Annotated in this window: 22 protein-coding genes and 1 pseudogene; 17 read left to right on the forward strand and 6 right to left on the reverse strand. The window is 57.8% G+C overall.

The genetic code is table 11. The annotated features are described in order from the left end of the window. Positions 1-22 precede the first annotated feature (22 nt). Positions 23-748, reverse strand: a complete 726-nt coding sequence (locus tag art_RS02850) for a class I SAM-dependent methyltransferase (protein WP_038462375.1) — start codon at positions 746-748, stop codon at positions 23-25. A 524-nt stretch (positions 749-1,272) separates the two neighbouring features. Between art_RS02850 and art_RS22055 the strand changes: the two genes are divergently transcribed. The 4 genes and pseudogenes from art_RS22055 (at position 1,273) to art_RS02865 (ending at position 3,696) form a co-directional block, all read left to right on the forward strand. After that, positions 1,273-1,647, forward strand: a complete 375-nt coding sequence (locus tag art_RS22055; RefSeq protein ID WP_157875113.1) for a hypothetical protein — start codon at positions 1,273-1,275, stop codon at positions 1,645-1,647. A gap of 3 nt (positions 1,648-1,650) precedes the next feature. Next, a pseudogene (locus art_RS23255) lies at positions 1,651-2,205 on the forward strand (sensor domain-containing protein); the annotation flags it as partial. A 14-nt stretch (positions 2,206-2,219) separates the two neighbouring features. Next, complete coding sequence (locus art_RS22845; RefSeq protein ID WP_052135934.1) at positions 2,220-2,987, forward strand: sensor histidine kinase; 768 nt, start codon at positions 2,220-2,222, stop codon at positions 2,985-2,987. A 37-nt stretch (positions 2,988-3,024) separates the two neighbouring features. Next, positions 3,025-3,696: a response regulator gene (locus art_RS02865; RefSeq protein ID WP_038462379.1), complete on the forward strand. Its 672-nt coding sequence runs from the start codon at positions 3,025-3,027 to the stop codon at positions 3,694-3,696. Between the two features lie 101 nt (positions 3,697-3,797). On the opposite strand, the gene art_RS22060 is transcribed toward art_RS02865, so the two are convergent. After that, positions 3,798-4,079, reverse strand: a complete 282-nt coding sequence (locus art_RS22060) for a hypothetical protein (protein WP_157875116.1) — start codon at positions 4,077-4,079, stop codon at positions 3,798-3,800. A 153-nt stretch (positions 4,080-4,232) separates the two neighbouring features. On the opposite strand from art_RS22060, the gene bla reads away from it, so the two are divergent. Further along, a complete protein-coding gene (gene bla / locus art_RS02870) occupies positions 4,233-5,141 on the forward strand; it encodes a class A beta-lactamase (protein WP_052135935.1) in 909 nt (302 codons plus the stop codon). A 592-nt stretch (positions 5,142-5,733) separates the two neighbouring features. Here bla and art_RS22065 read toward each other — a convergent pair. Continuing rightward, complete coding sequence (locus art_RS22065) at positions 5,734-6,426, reverse strand: hypothetical protein (protein WP_157875117.1); 693 nt, start codon at positions 6,424-6,426, stop codon at positions 5,734-5,736. A gap of 369 nt (positions 6,427-6,795) precedes the next feature. Further along, entirely contained in the window at positions 6,796-7,551 is a 756-nt protein-coding gene (locus art_RS21470) for a GrpB family protein (RefSeq protein WP_082000506.1), read from the reverse strand. Positions 7,552-7,690: 139 nt separating this feature from the next. Here art_RS21470 and art_RS02880 point away from each other — a divergent pair, with 139 nt between their 5' ends. The 3 genes from art_RS02880 (at position 7,691) to art_RS22070 (ending at position 9,401) form a co-directional block, all read left to right on the forward strand. Beyond that, a complete protein-coding gene (locus art_RS02880) occupies positions 7,691-8,230 on the forward strand; it encodes a GNAT family N-acetyltransferase (RefSeq protein WP_162182024.1) in 540 nt (179 codons plus the stop codon). Between the two features lie 179 nt (positions 8,231-8,409). Next, complete coding sequence (locus art_RS02885) at positions 8,410-8,844, forward strand: hypothetical protein (RefSeq protein WP_157875119.1); 435 nt, start codon at positions 8,410-8,412, stop codon at positions 8,842-8,844. Positions 8,845-9,095: 251 nt separating this feature from the next. Then, entirely contained in the window at positions 9,096-9,401 is a 306-nt protein-coding gene (locus art_RS22070) for a VOC family protein (protein ID WP_157875120.1), read from the forward strand. Here the strand turns inward: art_RS22070 and ltrA are convergent. Together ltrA and art_RS02895 are read right to left on the reverse strand one after the other, a co-directional pair. Next, on the reverse strand, positions 9,365-10,828 hold the full coding sequence (gene ltrA / locus art_RS02890) for a group II intron reverse transcriptase/maturase (RefSeq protein ID WP_038468424.1): 1,464 nt from the start codon (positions 10,826-10,828) through the stop codon (positions 9,365-9,367). The two genes, art_RS22070 and ltrA, sit on opposite strands and share 37 nt — an antisense overlap. 807 nt (positions 10,829-11,635) lie before the next feature. Then, positions 11,636-13,030 (reverse strand): IS1380 family transposase, encoded by a 1,395-nt coding sequence (locus tag art_RS02895; RefSeq protein ID WP_038468427.1) that lies wholly within the window; start codon positions 13,028-13,030, stop codon positions 11,636-11,638. Between the two features lie 156 nt (positions 13,031-13,186). Between art_RS02895 and art_RS22075 the strand changes: the two genes are divergently transcribed. From art_RS22075 to art_RS22080, 9 genes are all read left to right on the forward strand, one after another. Beyond that, on the forward strand, positions 13,187-13,345 hold the full coding sequence (locus art_RS22075) for a hypothetical protein (protein WP_157875121.1): 159 nt from the start codon (positions 13,187-13,189) through the stop codon (positions 13,343-13,345). Positions 13,346-13,450: 105 nt separating this feature from the next. After that, positions 13,451-13,951 (forward strand): Clp protease N-terminal domain-containing protein, encoded by a 501-nt coding sequence (locus tag art_RS02900; protein ID WP_162182025.1) that lies wholly within the window; start codon positions 13,451-13,453, stop codon positions 13,949-13,951. A gap of 158 nt (positions 13,952-14,109) precedes the next feature. Continuing rightward, positions 14,110-14,532 (forward strand): hypothetical protein, encoded by a 423-nt coding sequence (locus tag art_RS02905; protein ID WP_038462386.1) that lies wholly within the window; start codon positions 14,110-14,112, stop codon positions 14,530-14,532. Positions 14,533-14,824: 292 nt separating this feature from the next. After that, complete coding sequence (locus art_RS02910; protein ID WP_038462389.1) at positions 14,825-15,349, forward strand: hypothetical protein; 525 nt, start codon at positions 14,825-14,827, stop codon at positions 15,347-15,349. A gap of 113 nt (positions 15,350-15,462) precedes the next feature. After that, a complete protein-coding gene (locus art_RS02915; protein WP_157875123.1) occupies positions 15,463-15,960 on the forward strand; it encodes an RES family NAD+ phosphorylase in 498 nt (165 codons plus the stop codon). Between the two features lie 502 nt (positions 15,961-16,462). Beyond that, positions 16,463-17,101 (forward strand): hypothetical protein, encoded by a 639-nt coding sequence (locus tag art_RS02920; RefSeq protein WP_157875124.1) that lies wholly within the window; start codon positions 16,463-16,465, stop codon positions 17,099-17,101. 16 nt (positions 17,102-17,117) lie between these two features. After that, on the forward strand, positions 17,118-17,333 hold the full coding sequence (locus tag art_RS02925; protein WP_038462393.1) for a hypothetical protein: 216 nt from the start codon (positions 17,118-17,120) through the stop codon (positions 17,331-17,333). A gap of 1,681 nt (positions 17,334-19,014) precedes the next feature. After that, the gene (locus art_RS02930; RefSeq protein WP_052135939.1) at positions 19,015-20,766 is read left to right on the forward strand and encodes an IS1634 family transposase; all 1,752 of its coding nucleotides are present in this window, start codon (positions 19,015-19,017) and stop codon (positions 20,764-20,766) included. Between the two features lie 423 nt (positions 20,767-21,189). Continuing rightward, entirely contained in the window at positions 21,190-21,792 is a 603-nt protein-coding gene (locus art_RS22080; protein WP_157875125.1) for a hypothetical protein, read from the forward strand. Positions 21,793-21,985: the final 193 nt, after the last annotated feature.

The following is a 21,985-nucleotide window of genomic DNA, read 5'->3' on the forward strand; positions in this document are numbered from 1 at the left end:
GCAACGCTCGGATTCCTTGGAATTATCCAGGCCGTCGCAAATGATGCAAGACGTATCCGTACGTTAGTTTTGTGCGTTCGGGGTTCAGACCCAGCCACGGTTCCGATACCTCAGGGGGAAATTCCATCCTGATTACTGCTGTCAAATCATTGGGAGTATCGAAGGTCCAACTGCTCATCACTTCATGGCGACTGGCTCCTCTTTCGGACCACCACCGTTGAATGTATTCGGCTTCTCCCTGAGTTGCTGCCGCCCATGGGTTTTGGGCAAGAAGTCGCGCAAACTCACCGTGAAGGTGATCGTTGTCAACGACGACCAAGGAGCCGCCTGGCCGAAGTACCCGCAGCACCTCGGCGAGACCAGCCGAGCAGTCATTCTTCGGAGTCGGAAAGAAGTATGCGAATCGAGCGTGGACAACATCCACGCTGGAATCCGCGAGCGGAATATGCTCGGCTGAACCAGCCAGAACGTGTGCACTTTGAGTTCTGGCACGTGCAGCTGGCATGAGCTCGGCTTCTGGTTCGACGCCAATGACGGGTTCGGCTGTCTCGGCGTAGCGTGGTAACCAATACCCGGAGCCGCACCCGAGGTCAACGATTTGTTTGCCGTCCCAGGATGCTTTTTGCTTCAACGCATCCCAGACAATGTTCTCCCTATCGAGGGCACCATTTTCGATCTCATAGAGTTCCGGATTCTCGCCTTGGTTTCCGGCCCTAACAAAGTCGGACAGGTTGCGCTCAATTGTCATGCTGAAATCAATTCCTTGCCATGATTCATCGGTTCCACGGCCCGGGAACAGCCCTAGTGAGTACGAAGAACACCCTGGAACTTCACGCTACCAGCCAACAGATTTTGTGCCGCTAAGAACACGGAAGAAAAAGCCCATCGGATGCTTTACCAAACAAGGCTGCCTGGGAGTCTCGTACCGCAGGAGGCGTCCCGCATAGTCAAATCAAAACGGTCCCGCAAACCGGTCGCGAGACCGGACATATCCGTCCCTGACCTGCATCGTTGTGGTTTTCAATGCTAAATGTCGCATTTTTTGCAGAGCTAAATGTCGCACCACGAAACGCAACGACTCTCAGTTCAGACAGTTCCACAGGGGAACGTTCTACGAGACGCCATGCTCTGCCAACACGGCGCCTAAGGCAAGTTCGCTGGGTTCTTGAAAGCGATTAAGACCACGGCAAGGACGGCTTGGATCAATTTTTCTGGGCGTGTAGCGCCTGAGTGGTCGGCCGTATCTCCGGTAGGCCCGCGGCCCATAGCGCGGTGAGCGCCGCATTGGTGAGGGTAGCGATGTTCCTGGGCGCGTGGCCGGTGCGCACCTGGTGGTTGTGGTCCTCGTTATACGTGGTGTCGCGGCGGGATGTCACGTGGAATGAAGACGAGTCCCAAGTCAGGATCGGGCAGGCGCCGCGAGTGATGGCAACGCTAAACATTGCCATAACCATTCTCAAGCGACTGGGTCACAACAACGTCACCGGGGCCACCCGGAAAATCCGAAACTATCCCGAGCATACGCTCGAGCTCATCGGTTTCAACGCATCCTGCGCGACTTTGCAGTCGCCGGAGGGTGGGGAAAACCCCACCCCGCATTCACCGGCTGGCATGATGGTTTCAGGACTCTGCCGCAACAAGAATTGAACCATGACCAACTCCCTAGCACCCGCCCGGCAAAAGTCGTGGTTTATCCTGCGTCCCGCGACGTGGCACCAGATCGGCGCCGACCTGGCGTACATCCTGCCCGGCTTCTTCGTTTCCCTTGCCTCGTTCACGGCGCTTGTCACCTTGTTCACGCTCGGGATCTCCACTCTCGTCATCTGGGTGGGGCTGCCGATCCTGGTGGCCTGTCTGGCCACGGCGCGTTGGTTTGCCAACGTCAACCGCAGTGCACTGCGGCGCTGGGCCGGGGATATTCCTCCCGTCCACTACCGGGCCCCGCACAAAAACACCGTCAGCGGCATGTTCAAAAATCTTGCCGACCCGCAGTTGTGGAAAGACTTCATCCACGGCTTCCTCGTGACATTTCCCCTGCGCACAGTGTCTTTCTGCGTCGCCATTACCTTTTTGGTTGCCGGTCTCGGCGGGTTGACGCAATGGTTCTGGCTCCGATTCCTGCCCGCGGACAACATCTCCCTGTTTGGACTCAACTCCTCCCTAGTTGAACTTATCGGTCTGGACAAGTACCTTGGCGTCAGCCCGGAGACGGTAGAGGCATGGCTGGGACTGGTCTACGGTGCAGTCCTTTTGCTGCTGCTGCCCTCCCGTTCATCACCCATCTCCTCGCCACCGCCGACGCCGCCACCACCCGAGCCCTCCTCACCAACGAAACCGCCGCCCTGCGTGCCCGCAGCGAGGAGTTGGCTGCGAGCCGTGCCCAGGTGGTTTCGGAGGAAGCCAGCACGCTGCGTAAGATCGAGCGCGATCTGCACGACGGCCCGCAGCAGCGCCTCATCCGGCTGCAGATGGACGTCGCCGCGGCTCAGCGGCAAATGGACAGTAACCCGGAAGCCGCCCGCGAGCTCATGGACGGCGCGCTGGAGCAAAGTCGCGAGGCCCTAACCGAGCTGCGCCAGCTGTCCCGCGGCATCGCCCCGCCGCTGCTCACCGACAGGGGGCTGCGGGCGGCCGTAGAGTCGCTGGCCGGGAAGTCGGCAGTCCCCGCAACTGTCGCCGGCAACCTCCAACACGGAGCCCGGCTTGCCGAGAGTGCCGAGAATGCCGCCTACTTTGTTGTCTCAGAAGCCCTGGCCAACGTCTCGAAGCATTCGGGAGCCAACCAGGCCGCCATCAATGTGGCTGCGCATCCCACCGAGCTGCTCATCGAGGTGATGGACGACGGCGGTGGCGGCGCCCATGTGGGCAAGGGCCACGGTCTTGCCGGCCTCGTCGACAGGCTCGCCGGCGTGGACGGCTCGCTGGAAATCATCAGCCCCGACGGCGGACCCACCACCGTGCGCGCCCTCATCCCCTTGCATCCATGAGCCGCCGGGCACCGCACACGGGCAATATTGTTGATCCATGCGTGTTGTTTTAGCTGAAGATTCCGTGCTGCTCCGTGAGGGTCTTGTCCGCCTGCTCGAGGAGATCGGTGCCGAGGTGTGCGCGGCGGTGGGTGACGGCGTCGAACTTCTCAAAGCGGTGGATGAGCATGTCCCGGACCTGCTCATCACGGATGTGCGGATGCCGCCCTCTCACCGAGACGAAGGCCTGAGGGCTGCCCTCGACGTCCGAAGGAAGCATCCGTCGGTGGCCATCATGGTGCTCTCGCAATATGTGGAGTTGAGCTATGCGAGCGAACTGCTGGCGGGTGCAGCAACAGGCGCTGGGCTGGGGTACCTACTCAAGGACCGGGTTGCCCGCTTTGAGGATTTCGCCGACGCCGTCCGCCGCGTCACCACGGGAAACACCGTGATTGATCCGGAGGTCGTCAGCGCTTTGCTCGGCAACCGGAGCGCCGCCGATCCCTTGAACGCACTCAGCCCACGGGAGTCGGAGGTCCTTGAACTGATGGCCCAGGGGCTCACGAATGCGGGCATTGCCAGGGCGCTCGTGGTCAGCGGCGGCGCCGTGGAAAAACACATCAGCTCCATCTTTTCCAAATTGAGCCTGCAACAAACACCCACCGACCACCGACGCGTCTTGGCCGTGCTGCAATTCCTGCAGAACCGCCGCCAGCCGGGCCGGGCCTAAATTCCATCCTCAGTACTCGTTAGCCGTACTCATATGCGGATCAATGGTGAAGTAGGGAGAAAAGGGCATGGCCCGGATGGCATTGTTCTTTTTTCGAAAAGTCAACGCCATGGCTGTAACCGGCATCGTTCAGGATATCTACGACGTCGTGTCCCTGCGCGGTGGTTCGTTGTCACCTGCCAACCGTTTTTGCCAGTCCACGCTTCCTTGATCTCTTGCACATAGCCGGGCCCGTCGGCGCCCGGCACGAGGGACACATAGATCAGTCCCATCCACAAATGACCGTCGTCGCTGCAACGGAGCAGGCTTGATTCGTCCTTCTGGTCCACGTCAACGATGTCCCCAGGGGGAATCGCGGCAACCATGCCGCTTTCATTCGCCATGGTGGTGGTCTTGGCCGTCTGCAGGTCCTGCGTGTCGGCTGGTCGTGAGACGCAAGGTGGCGATCTGGTTGAGGGGTTCCCCGTAGGTGGGTAACGAGCGGGGCTTCGTGGGTGTGGGGCAGTTAGGTTCGATTCCTGTGGAAGTATGAAGGCATGTTGTCTTCGTCTGCTGGCCGGTTGCCCCGGCGCGCGTTATTGGTATCCATGGCCCTGATTCCCTTGGCGGGGTGCGTTGTTGCGAACGAATCGGGGCAAGTGCCACAGCCAGCATCCGGTACCTCGGACCGTGATACTGAATTCGTTGCGTTGGAGAAGAAATACGACGCCCGCTTGGGGGTCTTCGCGGTGGATTCACGAACGAATGCGGCGGTCTCGTATAGGGCTGACGAGCGGTATGCATTTTGTTCAACTTATAAGGCGCTGGCCGCTGCGGCTGTGCTCAACCAACGTACTGTCCACGAGCTTGATGAGGTAATTCACTACGCCCGCGAGGACCTTGTGGCCTACTCACCCGTCACCGAGAAGCATCTCGAACAGGGGATGACGGTTCGAGCATTGTGCGAGGCGGCCGTCCGGCACTCTGATAACACCGCCGGTAACTTACTCTTCCAGGAACTGGGAGGCCCACAGGGCCTGAATGGGAAACTGCGGGAACTTGGCGATGATGTCACGCAAATGGATCGAGTTGAGGGCGCCCTCAACAGTGCAGTCCCTGGAGAGCTGCTTGACACCAGCACGCCACGTGCCTTGGCAAATGACCTGCGACATTACGCACTCGGGTCAGGTCTCAGCGCAGAGAAGAGCGCAATCTTTAACGACTGGCTGGAAGGGAATGCCACTGGAGCCAATCTGGTCCGCGCCGGTGTTCCCCAGGAATGGAAAATCGGGGACAAGAGCGGCGCAGGTGCATACGGCACCCGCAACGATATCGGGATCATCCACCCACCTGCAGGAAATCCGATCTGTATCGCAGTTTTGTCCACACGAACAACACCTGACGCCACCTACGATGACAAGCTGATCGCCGACGCAACTCGAATCGCCGTCCAACACCTCATCTAACAGCGGGCGCAGACACCCGTGCATGGCTCTGCAGGACGAAGTGAATAAACGAGCGCTAGTGAGACTTCTCAACTCCGTTTTCCGGATGGGGTCTGCACAAGTATCGTTACTCGTCTGTATGCCCTTCCCGTTGTCATTTTCCTCTAATGGCGACTGCACATGCTGTCTAAAGTTCTCTGCACAGCATTGGGCCCACAAGAGGAACCTCCAATGGCCCAGCCGAGCCGAATAAGTGCCCGGCTGAAATGTATCAACCGGGCACTTCGAATATTGAGGACCTAGAGAAAATCCTTAATGACTTCTTCAACAAAGAGTAACATTTATTGAGAATCGCGTTCTTGCCGCTGCTTCTTGATGTTCAATAGGACGCCAATAACACCTGCAACTGCACCAATCTGTAGCAGAATTCGTCCAACAGATAGCCCAGTGTCAAATGAGGTTGACCCCGCAGTAGTGGAGAACAAAGCAATTGCGGATACTACCAACCCGGCCACTAAGAGAGTTGCGCAAACGATGAAAAGTATGCGAATAGTGGCATTACTACCATTCCAGAAGGCACTCATTACGTATTCCTAACCTTGTTACACTGTGCTTACTGAGCCCAACAGATAGGAGGGCCAACATAGAGCTGGTTGATGTATATCCCGGATCCCCACGACGCGCAAATTCCGAGTCCAGCTGCACCAATTGTAAACATTGCTGCTGCCACTACAGCTGCGGCTGCACCAATGCCTGTCGGAGAAGCAAATATGCCAACCAAACCAGCTACTCCGACACCGCCCCACATTGCGTTGATCACAACGTTAGTGAGGCACGAGTCCATCCGAATCTGATGTCCCCACCAATAGAAATTCGAACCAGTTCGTCCCTGACACGCTGCGGCTGCGGCTGCAACTGTACCTGCAACTTCAGCAAGCTCCGCACCGGCGACTTCTACACCAGCGGGCGCGTTGAATGGCACACCCCCACCAGCAATGAATCCGGCTGCGAACTCTGTCGCAAATTCCGCATCAACGCCGGCTGCGACAGCTTCGGTGTAGTCGAACTGATCAACACCGTCAACGTTCGAAACGCTCTTGAGGACCAAGTCCACCTGCTGACTCTGGTAGTCAGTGACCTGAAATTCGTTTGAACCGGATGTGTCTTGCGGAACTGCTTCGAAAGCCTGTGCAGGCACTGAACCAAACCCAAAGGCCAATACTGCTGCGACTGTCAATACACCTAATATTCGTCTCAATTTATTTCCCCCATAGAAATCAATGCGACATGTCCATATTTCGGACATATTTTATTCCATCACAAATAGAACGGAAGGTCACTGGCCAAAAGGACAGTCCGCCTAACCCCGCCCCACGGCGCACGGCGCACGGCGCACGGAAAATTCTGCTCCACGGTCTCTTCTCGCACACAAGTTGGCGCCGGTGCCCGCCATCCCGCCTGCGTCCAGGGTCTACCCCACCTGTTGTGCCAAGACCCCGCCAAGCATTTGTGACTTCACAGCCGGCGGCACGCTCATGTAAAGCAGGGTCTGCTTCTTCACCTCAGCCTGTCATTGCACCATTGTCAGCGCTATGAGTACTGGCTTACCCGACACCACAACCCCGGGTTGACGGCAAGACGGCGCGGAACAAATCAAATAGGGCAACATGTACGGCTACAAGGAACTTTCTAATAGATCTCGCAATCCGGCTGCCGTTTTCCGAAGGCGACTGCACTGAGTGTCCGAAGTCCTCTGCGCTGAGTTAGATCGCCCGTAAGGGGAACGGTATGCGGGACGATGCGCCCCTTCTGGTAGTTCCCAGGCCTTGAGTAGACCTGTGGCGATGAACGCTTTACGGTAAATCTCTTTGATGACGAGTTCCTTGCGGGCGTTGTACTGCATGGAATGTTCGCCGGCGGCCCGCGACAAAGCTGCCGCCTTACGCTTGGTATCTGCGTAGTGAACGCGATCGTCAGTATTGGCACGAAGCCAGTCGTGGAAGATTCGATGTTTGATTACTTCGGGACTGTCATAGGCAAAGACGTGCAGATGGCAAGCCGGCTCTAAGTGGCGCAGGACTCGATGTCCAAACCTCCAAGGTTCCCGAACCCGTAGTTCGAAACCGGCGCGTTCAAGTGCTGGAATGTATGATGCCTCGTCGTTGGGGTCGGCGACGATCAGGTCAATGTCGATAATCGGTTTGGCGGGGAGGCCCGGAACTGAAGTCGAGCCAACATGTTCGATGACCAGCGCGCGCCAGCCCAGAGCGCCCTCGATCTCCTTGGCGAGCAATTGGAATTGCCCTGGCCATGCATCACTCCAATCGACTATGTCGAAATTCAGTGATGGTCCTGCGCCAGGAACGTAGGGGGCTTGCCCTTCGGGAACAGATGGTTCGTGAAACGTCACGATGTCGTTGGCATTTGGCATAGCCCTATTCTCACTGATCCTTACTGCCTCTAAGTTCTGCACCTTTCATCTGGTGGCAAAGCGCTCCGCAAGCCGAAGATGCTATGGAGTGCCTGAGGTGGTTGCGCGGGTCGGCTGCCGACTGGGGTATAGTGACGAGGTGCCAGCTGAATTCGAAATTACGACGGTGATAGAACCGCTAAGTCTTGCAGTTTTTCCGGAACTATTCGCCTTTGAACGTGACAATCGCGAATATTTTGCAGAGTGGGTGCCGGACCGCGGAGACGAGTACTTTTTACAGTTCCAAGCGAACAATCAGGCGCTCATAAACGAGCAAACAGCCGGCGACTCTTTCTTTTTCATTGTTCGTGACGAAACGAATCGACTAGTCGGGCGGGTCAACCTAGTCGATGTGAGGGAGGGCTCCATCTCGCTGGGGTTCCGAATTGCACAGAAAGCAACCGGCATTGGACATGCTGGACGGGCAGTCAAGCTCGCGTGCGCTTTCGGCCAGAAGCGCGGTATACAGACCATCACTGCAATGACGACGCTCGCCAATCGCGGGTCTCAGCGCATCTTGGAGCGGTCCGGCTTTGGCAACGCTTCTGGGAATCCGGCGTTCGTTTTGCTGAACGGACTTGAACACAAGATGTTGCACTACGCGCGCGACTTGAACCCGAAAGATAGCCTCCACGGATAGCGAATATCAGCGTCAGAGGTTCTCTGCGTAAATATCAGCACTCGTCTGTGCAGCCGTCATTTTCCCGTGTGGGGAACCTCTTGCGGGAAACCGTATTGGGCATCATGGTTTTCGTATTCTTGTGCTTCGCGGCGGAACTATGCTGTAGCGTCGGGTGAAATCCATATTGGGGGAGAAAAATGAAACGTGTATCATTTCCGCTCTTTGTGGCGGCGGGCCTTGCTGCACTTCTACTGAGCGGCTGTTCGGGCGAGTCGGGGCTCAAGGCTCTGGACGCTGCAGCTACACCCGAGGACACACTGCCTGCATTCGTCACCTTGCAGGACCAAGTGGACAGGGACAGTTCGCGCCTGCTCGCCACCAGAGACGGGGTGCGGTACTTCGCACTGCAGAGCGACGATGCCAGAACCACCTGCTTGGCCGTTGTTCCGTCAGGTGAGGGTTCCGACTGGCAGGTTGGTTGCAGCGACGCGAGACGAAGCGGTGAAATTGTTAATATGTCGTCATCAAAAGAACAGTTGTCAACGATTTTTTTAGGGGACGACTCTGACTCCGGGAAACTTGAACCGGGATGGACGAAGATCGCAGACAACATTCTCGTCTTTGACCACTAGAAGCTCACTACTTGCGATGCCATTTCACCCGTGATTGGTCGAGACGCGCCCGTTCCGTAGGGGAACGCTCTGCGGGACGGTGTTCGCGGACGTTTCATGCCGTGCTCGCCCAGGAGCGTGATTCTCGAAGTGAGATGTCATAGCGGGACCGGCACCAGAATGGACTGCTTCCATACGCACCAAGAACAGGATGAGGCTGATCAGGGTAGCTCCGGCCGTCGGCAATTGCAGGGGACTGCTAGGTTGGTGCCATGAAGGCAGAAACCGTCACAGTTGGCATCCCTGTTCGCGATCTCGAGCGTTCGATCGCTTGGTACCAATCAGCGTTCGAATTGGGTGAGCCTGATCAGGTTCCCATGGAGGGCCTCGCAGAATTCAATCTCGGTGCATTTTGGCTGCAGCTCGCTTTAGTTGGGTCAGCCACGGCGCGCCCGTTTGCCCATTACTGGGCCGGGTTTCGCCGTGGCTGCCCGCCGAACCGGACGTGCGACTCTCACCGCATCCGGCTCTCCATGCATCATTACCCGGCGGTGATACGGATGTTCAAGGGCTGTTGATTCCACGGGTTCGGGATGTTCTTGCCGCGGTAACGGTAGCGCGTTACTGGGACTGTTGAGGCCCCGGTGAAACGAGTTGTTGCCGTGGCAAATTGCCATCCATTGATGCAGAATCTACGTTTCATGTCCCGTATCTTCATGCGTCCGTGTTTCTTCTTCAACCATCTCCAAACACGTTGCCACGCGTAGTTGTCAATGTTTCCAAAGACACTCTTCGAGACGCCATGCCGGAAGTAGTTGGCCCACCCGCCCAGGATCCGATTAAGCCGCTTGAGCAGCTCAGAAAAGTCCTGATGCAGGGTCGATCTGTAACAGGCTTGTGCGATCTTTGACCGCACGGACTTGATCGATTTCTGCGACGGCACCGTATACACGTAGGACTTGTTCGTCCCGCGCTTGCGGCGCCGCTGAATCGTGAATCCGAGAAAATCGAATCCCTCATCGATCGTGACTACCCCGGTCTTCTCTTCCGAGAACTCCAGCCCCAGCGGGGCTAGAACCTCCCTGATCTCCTCCTTCAGCGTTTCCGCATGGCCGCTCGTCCCTCTGATAACGCATACGAAATCGTCAGCGTATCGGATGAGCTTCCATGTGGCACCGCCCTTGGCGATCAGCTTTTGCCGCTGGTAGTTAGTGCCCATACGCTCCGACCATGCCTTAGCGGCATACTCATCAAGCACGTTCAACGCAATATTAGCCAGCAACGGGGAGAGAATCCCGCCCTGGGGAGTGCCGGTTTTCGAGCCGATCAGCTGACCGTCCCGAGTCATGATCCCGGCCTTGAGGAATGCCTTGATCAGTGCCAGCACTCGCTTGTCACTCACCCGACGGCGCACTTGGCCCATCAACGCGGTGTGATCGATACGATCAAAACACGCCTTGATATCGGCTTCAAGCACCGTCTCATACCCCGCAATAGCGAAGTGGTGAATGTCTGCGATAGCGTCCTGTGCCCGCCGATTCGGCCGGAACCCATACGAAAACGGCGCAAAGTCCGCCTCGAAGATCGGTTCCAGCACTAGTTTCAGCGACGCCTGCACCACCCTGTCAGCCAGTGTGGGAATACCCAGTTGCCTGATCTTCCCACTACCACTGCCTTTAGGGATTTCTACCCGTCGCACTGGTTGCGGCCGGAAAGTGCCCGACCTCAACAAACCACGGATGTGATCAATGAACTCCTGCGCCCCGACCCAGAAATTGATGGTTTCTTTCGTTACCTGATCAATCCCGGGCGTCTGCGCACCCCGGTTACCGGCCACGCGTTCCCACGCAACCAGAAGGAAATCGGGGTCACAGACAAGGTTAAACAGATCATCAAACTTCTTGCCGGGATCACTCCCGGCCCACCGATGTAGCTTTACCTGCATCCGTTGTACTAACACCGACGCCGCATCACTGCGGGCACGCATGTCATCACCGGTATTCACCAATGAACCTCCAACCTTCTACACGATTCCACTACCTGACACACTGCCGCCCTTCGCCATGTGACCGGCTTTCCCGGCCTCGGACTACTACGGCGACTCCGCCCCAGAAACGCCCTTCAACAGGCAAAGTGTCTATCCGCACCACCCACAAACAGCAGTACGGAACGAAACGTTTCTGGTTCCCACGTTCACTTGCATTCGATCAGCGAGTTAGGCACCCGGCTTTACCCCTGCGGCATCATCACGGCTACGCCGTAGACCTTCACCGTGATCTCCTGGCCCCAACGAGGCAAACCAGACCAAGAGTTCCCCAACCGACCTGAACAATCAGTCGGTGGGTGCGCACCGCAACCCTGCCCAAATTTCCTTGGTTAGAGCAGGTGAAAGTTGAAGAGGTGTAACAACGCCGGTTCCTTTCGTATACCTTCTCGCCTCGCTCACCAGACACGGTCCGTCAAGGAATCCCGGACCGTTCCGACTTTGTCACGGCTGCTCCCACCTCACCCATCAATCCATGGGCTCAGCTGCCGTCAGCTTCAACCAGCACCTACGAGTGCCGGAAGACCGAGGTCTTACACCTCCATTCGAACTACAAGCGCCTCGTGGCGCACGCCTCGAACTTTCATGACACGAGGTTTCTGGTGGATCAGGGCTGACCGTCTGCCTGAATGGTCTTAGTTTGGCATTTGGGTGTGACATTCTGGCCGCTGTCCTGTGGGGCGGTTGTCGGTGACGGTTCCACACCGGTCACGGTGGTGCTGGTTCTGGCCCTCCTGGGGTGAGTTCGGATGGTCGGCTTGCTGCCGTTTATGGCGGGCTGAGCGCGGCGATCCTTTTCACTGCCTTGAGCAGCAATTGCACCTCTGGTGCTTTGGAGGCCAGGTGCAGGGTTGTTTGGCGGGCGTGTTTGGCGAGTTTCCCGCCGATTTCAAAAAGCCTGGCCCGGAGCTTTTTCGGTTCCCACCGGCGGGCTTTGGAGTCCTTGAAGCCGATCATTTGGGTCCAGGCCATGAGCTCGGTGGCCATCATGACCACATGGCACCAGAGTTCGTTGGCGGTGAAGGATTTGAAGGGCAGGTTCGCGAAGCCGGTGTCTTTGGCGTTGCGGATCCTGTCTTCACAGCGGGCGCGGAGCCGGTGGCTGACGTCAAGGTCAGCGAGTTGGCCATGTTCCTGGTTCGTCGCGATGGCCGTGTACCGGTGCCCGTCGATGTCGGTGATCCTCAACTGGGCGCCCACGTGCGGGATTTCCTTACGGACGATGATCCGCATCCCTGCCGGCCACGAGGACAGATCGAGCATGCCGGTGATGTCGGCAACCCAGGCGCCGTCTCGTTCGGTGCCGTCGCTGTCGTAGGCCCGGGACCAGCCCTTCTTTGGGATTAACGGCAGCACCGTGGCGACGGCCTCGCTGATCGTGAACCCGACGGAGTAGGAGAAGTTTCGGCGCTTGTCGGTAAGCCAGTCTAGGAACCCATGAGTGCCACCGGCGGAATCGGTGCGGAGCATAATCTTCCGCCCGGACCGCCACCCAGCAGGTAGTTGTTTGATGGAGTCCTTGACGACTTGGATGTGGTCGGCGACCGTGTTCGAGCCGGCGTTGCCGGGCCGCAACAAGGTCACCAAGGGCTCGCCGGTACCTGCGGCGCCGTGGTCAACGTAGGAACACAACGGGTGGAAGCCGAAACCCTTCTTCCAGGTTGGCCGGGCGTCATCCTTTTCTGAATGGGAATTCACCAGGGAAGCATCGAGGTCGATGACCAGGGGCTTCTTCCTGCTGGCGCCTTGCAGGGGCGAGTCTTCCCCGGCCTGTTCCCACACATGCGCCCTGGATGCGGCACGGGCCTTATTGATCGCCATCAACACTTTCGCCGGCTGTGCGGTGGCCAGGACCTTGAACAAGCGGCTGATCGTGGGATCCGAGGCGATCAGGCCATAGACCTCGGGCTCGTTGCGGAGCCGGTCAATGTCGGAGACGAAGTCACCGCCCGTTGCCAACGACAACGCCAGATCCGTGAGGATCTTCCCGGGATTGTGTGTGGCGAACGGCTTGCGCCACGGCTCCAGAACCTCGGCCAACCCAGCGGTCAGGCCAGAAGCCTTCATCATCTCCGTCAGGACGATGCCGCCGCCCTGGGACACGACCCCGTCGCCGGTGGCGTCAACTCGAACAGAGGGGTAAAAACCGGTAATGTTGTTCACCTGCAAGGTGCTCCTGAACATGTGCGGAAAATTTGGTGTGGTAACTACATTTTCCCATGTCAGAGGCACCTTTCAGGCTTTAATGACGCCGCAAAGTCATACCGCCATGAAATCTCGAGGCTAGTCCCTGAACTCGCAGGCCATGATGGTATCTCCGTGAACATCAGCATCAAGAACGCCGCCGCCGAGCAGCAGGGGTTCGCGGAGAAGGGGCTTGTTGTCAGTGAACTACAACGGTTCGAGGGGGTCGTGGAGTTCTTTGAACTTACCGATCCAGACGGTAACAAGATCGGGTTTGTCACCGAATTAGGCTGATGCACTGACCCCCCGTAAGCGGAACCTCCTGCGGGACGTGCGCTCTTCCGCGCATCGGGAGGCGCACCCGTGGTGCTGGCCCGCCGCGAAGACTACCCTATGGGCATGGGACGTTCGACGGAGTTTGGCAACTACACCGACAGGGCTGTGCGGGTGGTGGTCCTGGCACAGGAAGAGGCAAGGGGGATGATGCATGACGCGTACATCGGTCCCGAGCATTTGCTGTTGGGGCTTTTGCACGCTGAACCGGACGCGGTGCAGACGGCACTGGGCGTCTGGCCCGATGACGTGCGTGAGGCGATAATGCGTTTCGCCTCCCCTGGTCCGCTGGACACCTCAGCATCATTCCCGTTCACCCCCGAGGCTTTGGATGCCCTCAAGGCCGCGCAGCGCGCCTCGCGGGAGTTTCATTCGGATCACGTCGGGATCAAGCACCTGTTGTTCGGGGTGCTGAGTGTCCATGGCGACCGCCTGGATCGGGCACTGGAGCATGCGGGTGTGGACCGGGACAGTGCGCATGCACGGGTAATGGCGGCGCTTGCGCAGGGGCGGTCGACTGGCCGGGGCGGGGCAACAGGCAGCGATCGCCCGCCCACGTCCGGCTGACGTGTTGTTGAATCAGGAAGCAGGGCTAGTCCGTCGCTAGGGGAACCGCTTGCGGGACATCTTGTCTGGCTTCGTAGTTTTTGTTTGCTCGTGCCGTTCGAGGTGACCGATGCTGTAGCCTCGAGTGAGATTGCTATTTGGGGAGAAAAATGAAACGCATGTCACTTTCGATCGTTGCCGCGGCAGGCATTGCCATTCTTCTGCTGAGCGGCTGTTCCGGGCAGACCTCAATCAAGGCACTCGACCGTGATGCCACGGCCGACGATGCTTTGCCGGCATTCGTTACGGCCCCGAATCCAGCCAATACTGAAACCGCGCGGCTACTGGCAACCCGTGACGGAGTCCGGTATTTCGTTTCGGAAAGCGATGATTCTCTGACGGCTTGCCTTGCAATAGTCCCGCCGGGCGACTCCCCCAGTTGGCATATGGGATGCGGCTCGAATAACGGCTCTGACACGATTGTCGAGTTATATGGAGAGGGCGGGGCAGTGGCAACACTACTGGCGGATGATGCGGACACTGGAAAAATCGAAGCGGGCTGGACCAAGATCGCAAACAACATTCTCATCTCTGATCACTGAGGGCTCACATACTACGATTTCAATACTCACAGGAGTAGAACAGCGGCTCTCGTGTGCACAAGGGAAGGTCTACCGGACGCCTAACTTGAGTCCGAGGATTGTCCGAATAGCGGTGACGACGCCCTGTCCTCTTCGACTTGGCACATGCTGATCTTTTCGTCTGACCAGACGCGAGGCCATATGGTCGGGATGGATGATTGACGCATAGCTGTTGAGCGCCTGGCGTTCAACCCTTACAATCCAGAGATTCCTGCATTAGACTGAAACTCTGGAAACTAAGGGAGGTTTGGTTATGAGCACAGTGTTTCCTGAGGCGCCGCACGACGCCCTGGACCAGGCTGTCATAAATATGCACCGCAGCCGCGAAGCCTTGGGCTTGGCAGCAGAAGCCCTTGAGGTGCCGGTGTCGGCGCAGATGGCACGCGGCGTCCAGGCCACAGAGAATGCCTGGCGGGATATCGAGTCCGAATTCGGCATGCTTACTGGCGCCGAAGTGGCTGCATTGCTGGGGTCGAACGCCAAATCGCCGACTGGTTTCGCCACCGATCGCCGGAAGGCCGGCAAGCTGTTGGGCATCAAGCGCAAGAACGCTTTTCTTTACCCTGGCTTTCAATTCGTTCGCCGGGCCAATGAAGTGCGGCCAGTCATCGCGGCCCTGCTGGAGATCATCGCAAAATACCAGCGCAGTGCGGAGGACCTGACGCAGTGGCTTTGCACACGCACAGGTCAGTTGGATGATGATCGCCCGGTGGACCGTCTCGATGAACCAGCTGTTGTGCTTGAAGCGGCCAAGAACCACTATGGAGTTCAGTGGTAGTCGGGCCGCACGGTGAATTTGAGCCGCAGGTCTTCACTGTGCCCGCAGGCGAGCATATGTACAGGCTCTTTAGCAATGTATCTGGCCGCCGCGCGAACCAATTCAATCCGGGCATGGGTTCCCGCACCCGGTTTGCGTACTTCGGAAATCCGCCAGTGCCTGTGCTGTATGCAGCGGCCACTGACGAGGCTGCCATTTGCGAGACCCTCCTTCACGACGTCCCGATGGCTGGCGGCATGATCACCGCGGAAGCCTGCCGGGATAAGGTCATGGCCAGGATCCTTCCCACACGCGAGCTGCGCCTGGCGAAGTTCATGGGCACCGGCCTGCGGACCCTCAAGATCGAAGCCAAGGACATTACTGCCACTACTGCCGCGCGTTACGGCGAGACCGTGCACTGGGCTGCGGCCGCCCACGCGGCCGGACTCGATGGTGCCGTGTGGATGAGCCACCGCTGCAACACCGACCGGGCTTATGTTCTGTTTGGGGACCGCGTGGACATGGCTGACCTGGTGGTGGATTCACAATGGGCCCGGGCATTTGCCTTGGAGCCCGACCTGGCCTGGCTGACTGACTTCTGCGTGCCGCTCCACGTCGAGGTTCGCTGGTAAGTGAGGTATCACAGGCCAGGACATCGCTATGCCGGCCTTGGGGTCTGACCAGCAACGGAACAGTGGTTGGTGCTAAGCCAGGCCGATTGGTGCAAAACTTGACCCTAAGGAAGCAACCCCGAATACAAACAGTTCCACTGGGGAACGGGGTGAGACCGTCGTCAGAGCTACCTGATTATGGCAGCTTGATTTTGGACCAATGCACCGGCTTGTGGTTCGTTGCTGTTCTCCTCCCCGATCGAGTTGATGGCTGCGTGATGGAGTGTTCTTACGACTTGATGGTTAGCATTGAGGGCCCAGGGCTGTGATCTGTACTGTTCTTTTGGATAGGAAACCTGAAGTTATGGAACAGATTCTGGATACCGTGCATAGAGTCGTTAGTAAGGGGACGCAGGGCGTTATCGGTGTTCCCTTAGATTGACAGATCCAGGAGGGTTCTATTCCTGGAGCAAAACTCCATCAATCAGGTCACAGTGATGGGGATAAAATGAGGGAGCTCCACATGTCATTAAAGACAAGATCATTTCGTGCCATCGCCAGCATCGCAGTCCTCGGTTTTCTCGGTTTCAGTATTGCGGGCGCTGCAGCACCACCACAGGAGGCCCCTAGCCCCGTCTTGGTTGAACAGACGAATTCATTGGCAGGTGAACTCCTTGTTGAGAACGGCACAGTCACACTTGACTACGCCAAGGCCGAAGCTCACATCTCCGATCCGGGCATCCTGACGGAATTCCTATCCGGCTTTGTCGGTGCCGGCGGTATCGTTACCAACGCACCCCAAGGTACTCTGCCTGCAACTCTCTCCACTGAGGAATCTTCAGCAGTCCAGGCACTCGCCTCCTGTGCCGGACGCACAAGGGCGTGGAAAGACGTTTGGGGAACTCATATTGAGATAAACAGTTGCTCCGGCGCCAACCTTGCAGTGCAAATGGGCTTGGGCGCGGCAGGCATTGGAGCAGTAACTGCAATTCTTGCTGTCATCCCGGGCATTGATCTGGCTACGACACCCATCGGCACAATTGCAGCCGCCGTCATGGGATTCGGGGCCGCTGCAGTTATCGCTTGCAACCAGCATGACGGCCAACCCACAGGACTCACCCTTCATATCACCGGTGTACCGTGGTGCGGATACCAGACGTAGACAAGGAGAATGAATCATGAACCCCACCAGGGACAAGAAAGTCTCCCCTAGCGCTCTCGGACTACTGATCATCGGTATTTTGGTCACTGTCATTCCGGCGCTGCTGAACATCGGTAATCCCTCCTTTTTCCCGGGGGGCATCACACCATTTCTGATTGCCACCGCCTTACTCACAGCACTTTCGGCGGCCATCTCCCATCGAACGAAACAGCGCAATTCACAGCACATGTAAGGCCTAAGGTGGCGTCGGGCTGTCGCCCAGCGCCACCTTAGGCCTCTTTGCTGGACGTCGGTGTGTTGTTGGTTTTTGGCGCGGTACTGCTAAACGTGTCGCTAAGTGACATGTAGCTGGGATGTAGATGTGAGTCCGTTCATTCTGCCCCTGGCGGGGTTGCGCTTCGCTTGTTCACCGCCCGGTTCTCCTATAGCTCTACCGAGTCGTCGATCTTGCCTGGGAGGGGAACCCGATAAATGTTTTCCCGACGCTGCCATTCGTGTCATTGCTTTTCGTCTTGAGTGAAGCCATGCGTGCGTACCATTTGGAGGTCAAGGCGAGTGTTTCGGCTGATTCTCCGCAGCCTGATTCGAGCCTTCCTTCGATGAGCAACTCTTGATGATCTGTATAGCTGCATAGTTGGGCAGCTTGTGAATTCGTCGAATATCCGACGCCAGGCCTTCGCGATGTCCGGTGATGATCCAGAGCTTGCCACCTTGGCGCCGCTGATCGGCGGCACCATCAACACGCAGACCATTACCGCGCACTGGGATGGGAACACATCAACCTCACCGGCGACTACACCTGGCCCCGCACCAACAAGATCAAACCCGGCAAATACAGGCCGCTACGGCGCTCGACAAAACCTTAGCGTCGGATATTCTACTTTTTCACAAGCCACCCCATATAACACCACCAGTTGAGGAATCCTGAAGATGGCTTCTTTGGCGTCAAAACAGGCTTGTGGGACCCGCTAGTCTGAAGTTACGTTGGCTCTTTCCCCGGTTTCCTTCTAGATTCCGGGGGAAGGGCCACTTGTTTAGCAGAAGCTTTCGGTAGCACGTGTGGGTCGATCGGATAGCGGCTGTGGGACCCGGTAGCGCCCGGTCCCACGCCGCTCCCACGCCGCTGCTTTTGTTATTTGTGGTTGCGTCACGCTGCCTTCCGATGTGGGTGCGGCGGTCCATGCTGGATCCGTCGAGCTGGATGTGTTCGCCGGCATTTGAGACGACGGGGTGGAGGTGGATTCTGCGATGGCCTCGCCGCACAGGGAATCGCGTCCGTGAGAGGTTCCTGCAATTACAGGTTTGTGGGCTGGCCATTCGGAAACGGTGATTTAGCGCAGTTGTGCCACTTCAATTACTGTCAGTGCCAGGGCGGCCAGATGAGTCGCCACTGGCCTGGTAGCCCTGGAGCAGCAGCCGGTCCACGGTTGCTATGGCAGGGATCTTGGGCATGAAAACACATCGAGACCGGCAGGTGCACCTTGAAGGATGTCGCGGTGGAGCAATTCGCCTAAGCAGTATCCTCGACTCAGCGGCGCGCTTCGTCGGCGTCGGTTCCCACGGGCAGGAGCCCGATGTCCTCGGTCATGACCTGATCCGCGTGCAGCCGCCGTTGAACAGCTTTCGTGGCTGTCTGTCGACATGGGCACTGCTTGGGGATACGGAAGAGCCGGCAGGGGTTTGAGAAGGTAGGCCTTCCTGGTGCAAGGTGGCCAAGGACGACGAGCCATGAAAGCCGTCCTCATTCGGGACGACCGAAAGCGCTACCCGGTCTCCACGCGCCCGCTACCGGATCGACCCACATCTGCTATCCGAAGCCTCTTCTATACACCACTTTTGTACCAATATTTGTAGCCACTAAAATATTGGTAAAACCCCTTCACTTTTGCCGCTGTGGGGCATATTCTGTGGGTATGACGAAGACTGTGCCTGCGATGCATGTAGCCGTGAACACGTCCCGCCGGGTGAACAAAGCCGGGGTCGAGGTCGAGTACCGGTCGGTGCTGCTGCGCACCTCGTTCCGGGAGGACGGGAAGGTCAAGCACGAGACCTTGGCGAACCTCTCAGCCCTGCCAGACACTGCTGTGGAGACGCTGCGTGCCTCGTTGGCGGGCAAGACCATGGTCGAGGCCGGCGCCGCCCTGCAAATCCTCCGGTCCCTGCCCCACGGTCATGTTGACGCCGTGTATGCGATGGCCCGCGGGCTTGGTTTTGAGGCGATGCTCGGCCCGGCATGTCGGGAACGTGATCTAGTCATGGCGTTATTGGCGGCCCGAATGTGCGCCCCGTCCTCGAAGCTGGCAACGCTGTCTTTCTTCGCAGATACGACCCTGGGCCGGGATCTGGGACCGGTGAGTACCGATGACCTGTACCGTGCCATGGACTGGCTCGGAAACCGCCAAGCAGTGATTGAGAAAGCGTTGGCGAGGGCGTACCTGCGCCCGGAGGTCAACCCGGATAAATTGGCATTGTTCGATCTCTCCTCGTCCTGGGTGACGGGCACCCATAACCCGTTGGCCGCGTTCGGGTATTCGCGGGATAAAAAGCGGGGTGTGGAGCAGATTGAATACGGGATGCTGGCCAACCGGGCCGGGGTTCCGATCGCTGTGCGGGTTTTCCCCGGGAACACGGCGGATCCGACCGCGTTCATCAGTATTGCCGCCGAAATCCAGGACCTCGCAGGGGTCCAGGACATGGTCATGGTTGGGGACCGGGGCATGATCACCTCCGCCCGCATTACCGCACTGAAGGACACCACGTTGGGGTGGGTCAGTGCGTTGCGGAACACCGCGATTCAGGAACTGGCCCAGGACCAGGGCCCGTTACAGATGAGCCTGTTCGATCAGCAGAACCTGGCCGAGATCACCCACCCCGACTACCCCGGGGAACGGTTGATCGCGTGCTACAACCCAGCCCTGGCCGCCATGCGCAAACACAAACGTGCCGAGCTGCTCGATGTCACGGAAGAGCGGTTGAAAACCATCCAGAAAGCAGTGATCGCTGGCCGGCTCAAGGACGCCGGGAAGACCGGGCTGCGGGTCGGTAAAACGCTGGGGAAAAACAACATGGCCAAGCACTTCACCCTGACCATCGAAGACACCTCCTTCACCTGGGTGCGGGACCCGGAATCCATCGCCAAGGAAGCTGAATTGGACGGGATTTACGTCATCCGCACCAACGTCTCCGAGGAGTCCATGGATGCTGCCGAGACGGTGCGGGTTTACAAATCGTTGGCGAACGTGGAGAAGATCTTCAAGTCCCTGAAATCACGGGACCTGCATGTGCGCCCGATCTACCACCACACCGAGGAACGGACCCGGTCCCACGTGTTTTTATGCATGCTCGCCGGGCACCTGACCTGGCACCTCCGCGACGCCCTGAAACCCTTGACGTTCACCGATGAGGACCGTCCCGTGCCCGAGGAACCCGTCGCCGCCGTGAACCGCTCCGCCGCCGCGCAGCGTAAGGCCAGCACGCAGCAACTCGCTGACGGAACCCCCGCTTACACCTACCAGGGCCTGCTGCGCCACCTCGCCACACGGACCCGAAACACCATGACCATGGCCGGAACCACCGGCACCTTCGAGCTCCTCGCCACCCCCACACCAACCCAACACCAAGCCCTGAACCTCATCCGAGACCACGCCAAAACCTACAGAAAGTAGCCAGACACCCCAGACGCTAAGACAGGAAGATCCCCGGGTTTCCGGGGATCTTCCTGTCTTAACCTGCGTAACTTCAGGCTAGAGGCGTCCTGTATAGATGCCGCCAAAGTCCCGCAAGCCGGTCGGTCAGAGGTCGGCCGGCTCACCTGAAGTAACAGTAGCTTTGAGGACTGTTGGGCTGTCCGCTGGGGAACCTAGAGTGGGACCAAATGCGGACATTCGTCCACGGAGGAAGGTGTGCACCTCGAAACGACTTTGCAAGTGCCTGGGTTAGAAGGAGCCCACAGCTATCCCTACAGAACTTTCAGGAACCGTAACACTCGCGGCCAAATTGGAAAGCCACTCTTCTAGTTATATGGAGTGCCTTCCCTGTATGTTGATGAGATCACATATCCGTGACAACACGCACGCAGCATCAAGAGCATGGGGGAATCATTTTCAATGAAGAAAATTCTATGGACCACCGTTGCGCTTTGTATTCTCGTTTTTAGTGGCTTGGCACCTGCATCCGCAGCTGAAGAACCAGTTCCCGATTCAATGACGAATGGAGCTGGGCTCAATGCACAGATTGACGTTCCTGTTGCGAGTCCGCTGGCTCAGGTAACCATGTACAAATACACCGTTGTCAATGTCCAGAAAACCTCGAACTGGACGGACAAAACGAAACAGATTGGCATCTGCAAGGTGGCCGCAGGAGCTGGAGGAGGTCGGTGCACGATTTCAAACACCTACACCGTTGGAACAACCATCCAAACGAGCCTTGGAATAGGTGTGAATGACGTTGCCGCTAACCTCGGATTTAGTTCGACTAAAACCGTATCTGGAACAATCGCTTGGACCTCAGGTGTTGCACCCGTGGGCTCATCTTTCAAGGCCTGGGCCACAGGAACACGTGCAACCTACCAAGTTCAATACTGGAAGGGAACCAAAGTCACTGGCCAAACAAATGTCAGCTGGGTACTGCAAAGCACATCTGGAACTCTTGCAGCATTCTCTCCCGTTCAGGGCTTCACGGTCGGGCAGTAGTCTTTCACAATGACGCAAAACACTAAGGTGCAACGATGGGCACGCACAGCTGCTTGGGCAGTGTCACTAACAACGACCGTGGTGGGAGTCATTCTCATCATGGTTGGAAAAACGTCACTGTGGGTTCGGGATCCTAATTCACCAGACACGTACACTAGTCAAACAGTTCAAGTTGGGCTACTTGGTCTTGCTA

The organism is Arthrobacter sp. PAMC 25486 (assembly GCF_000785535.1).
Classification (GTDB): Bacteria; Actinomycetota; Actinomycetes; order Actinomycetales; family Micrococcaceae; genus Specibacter.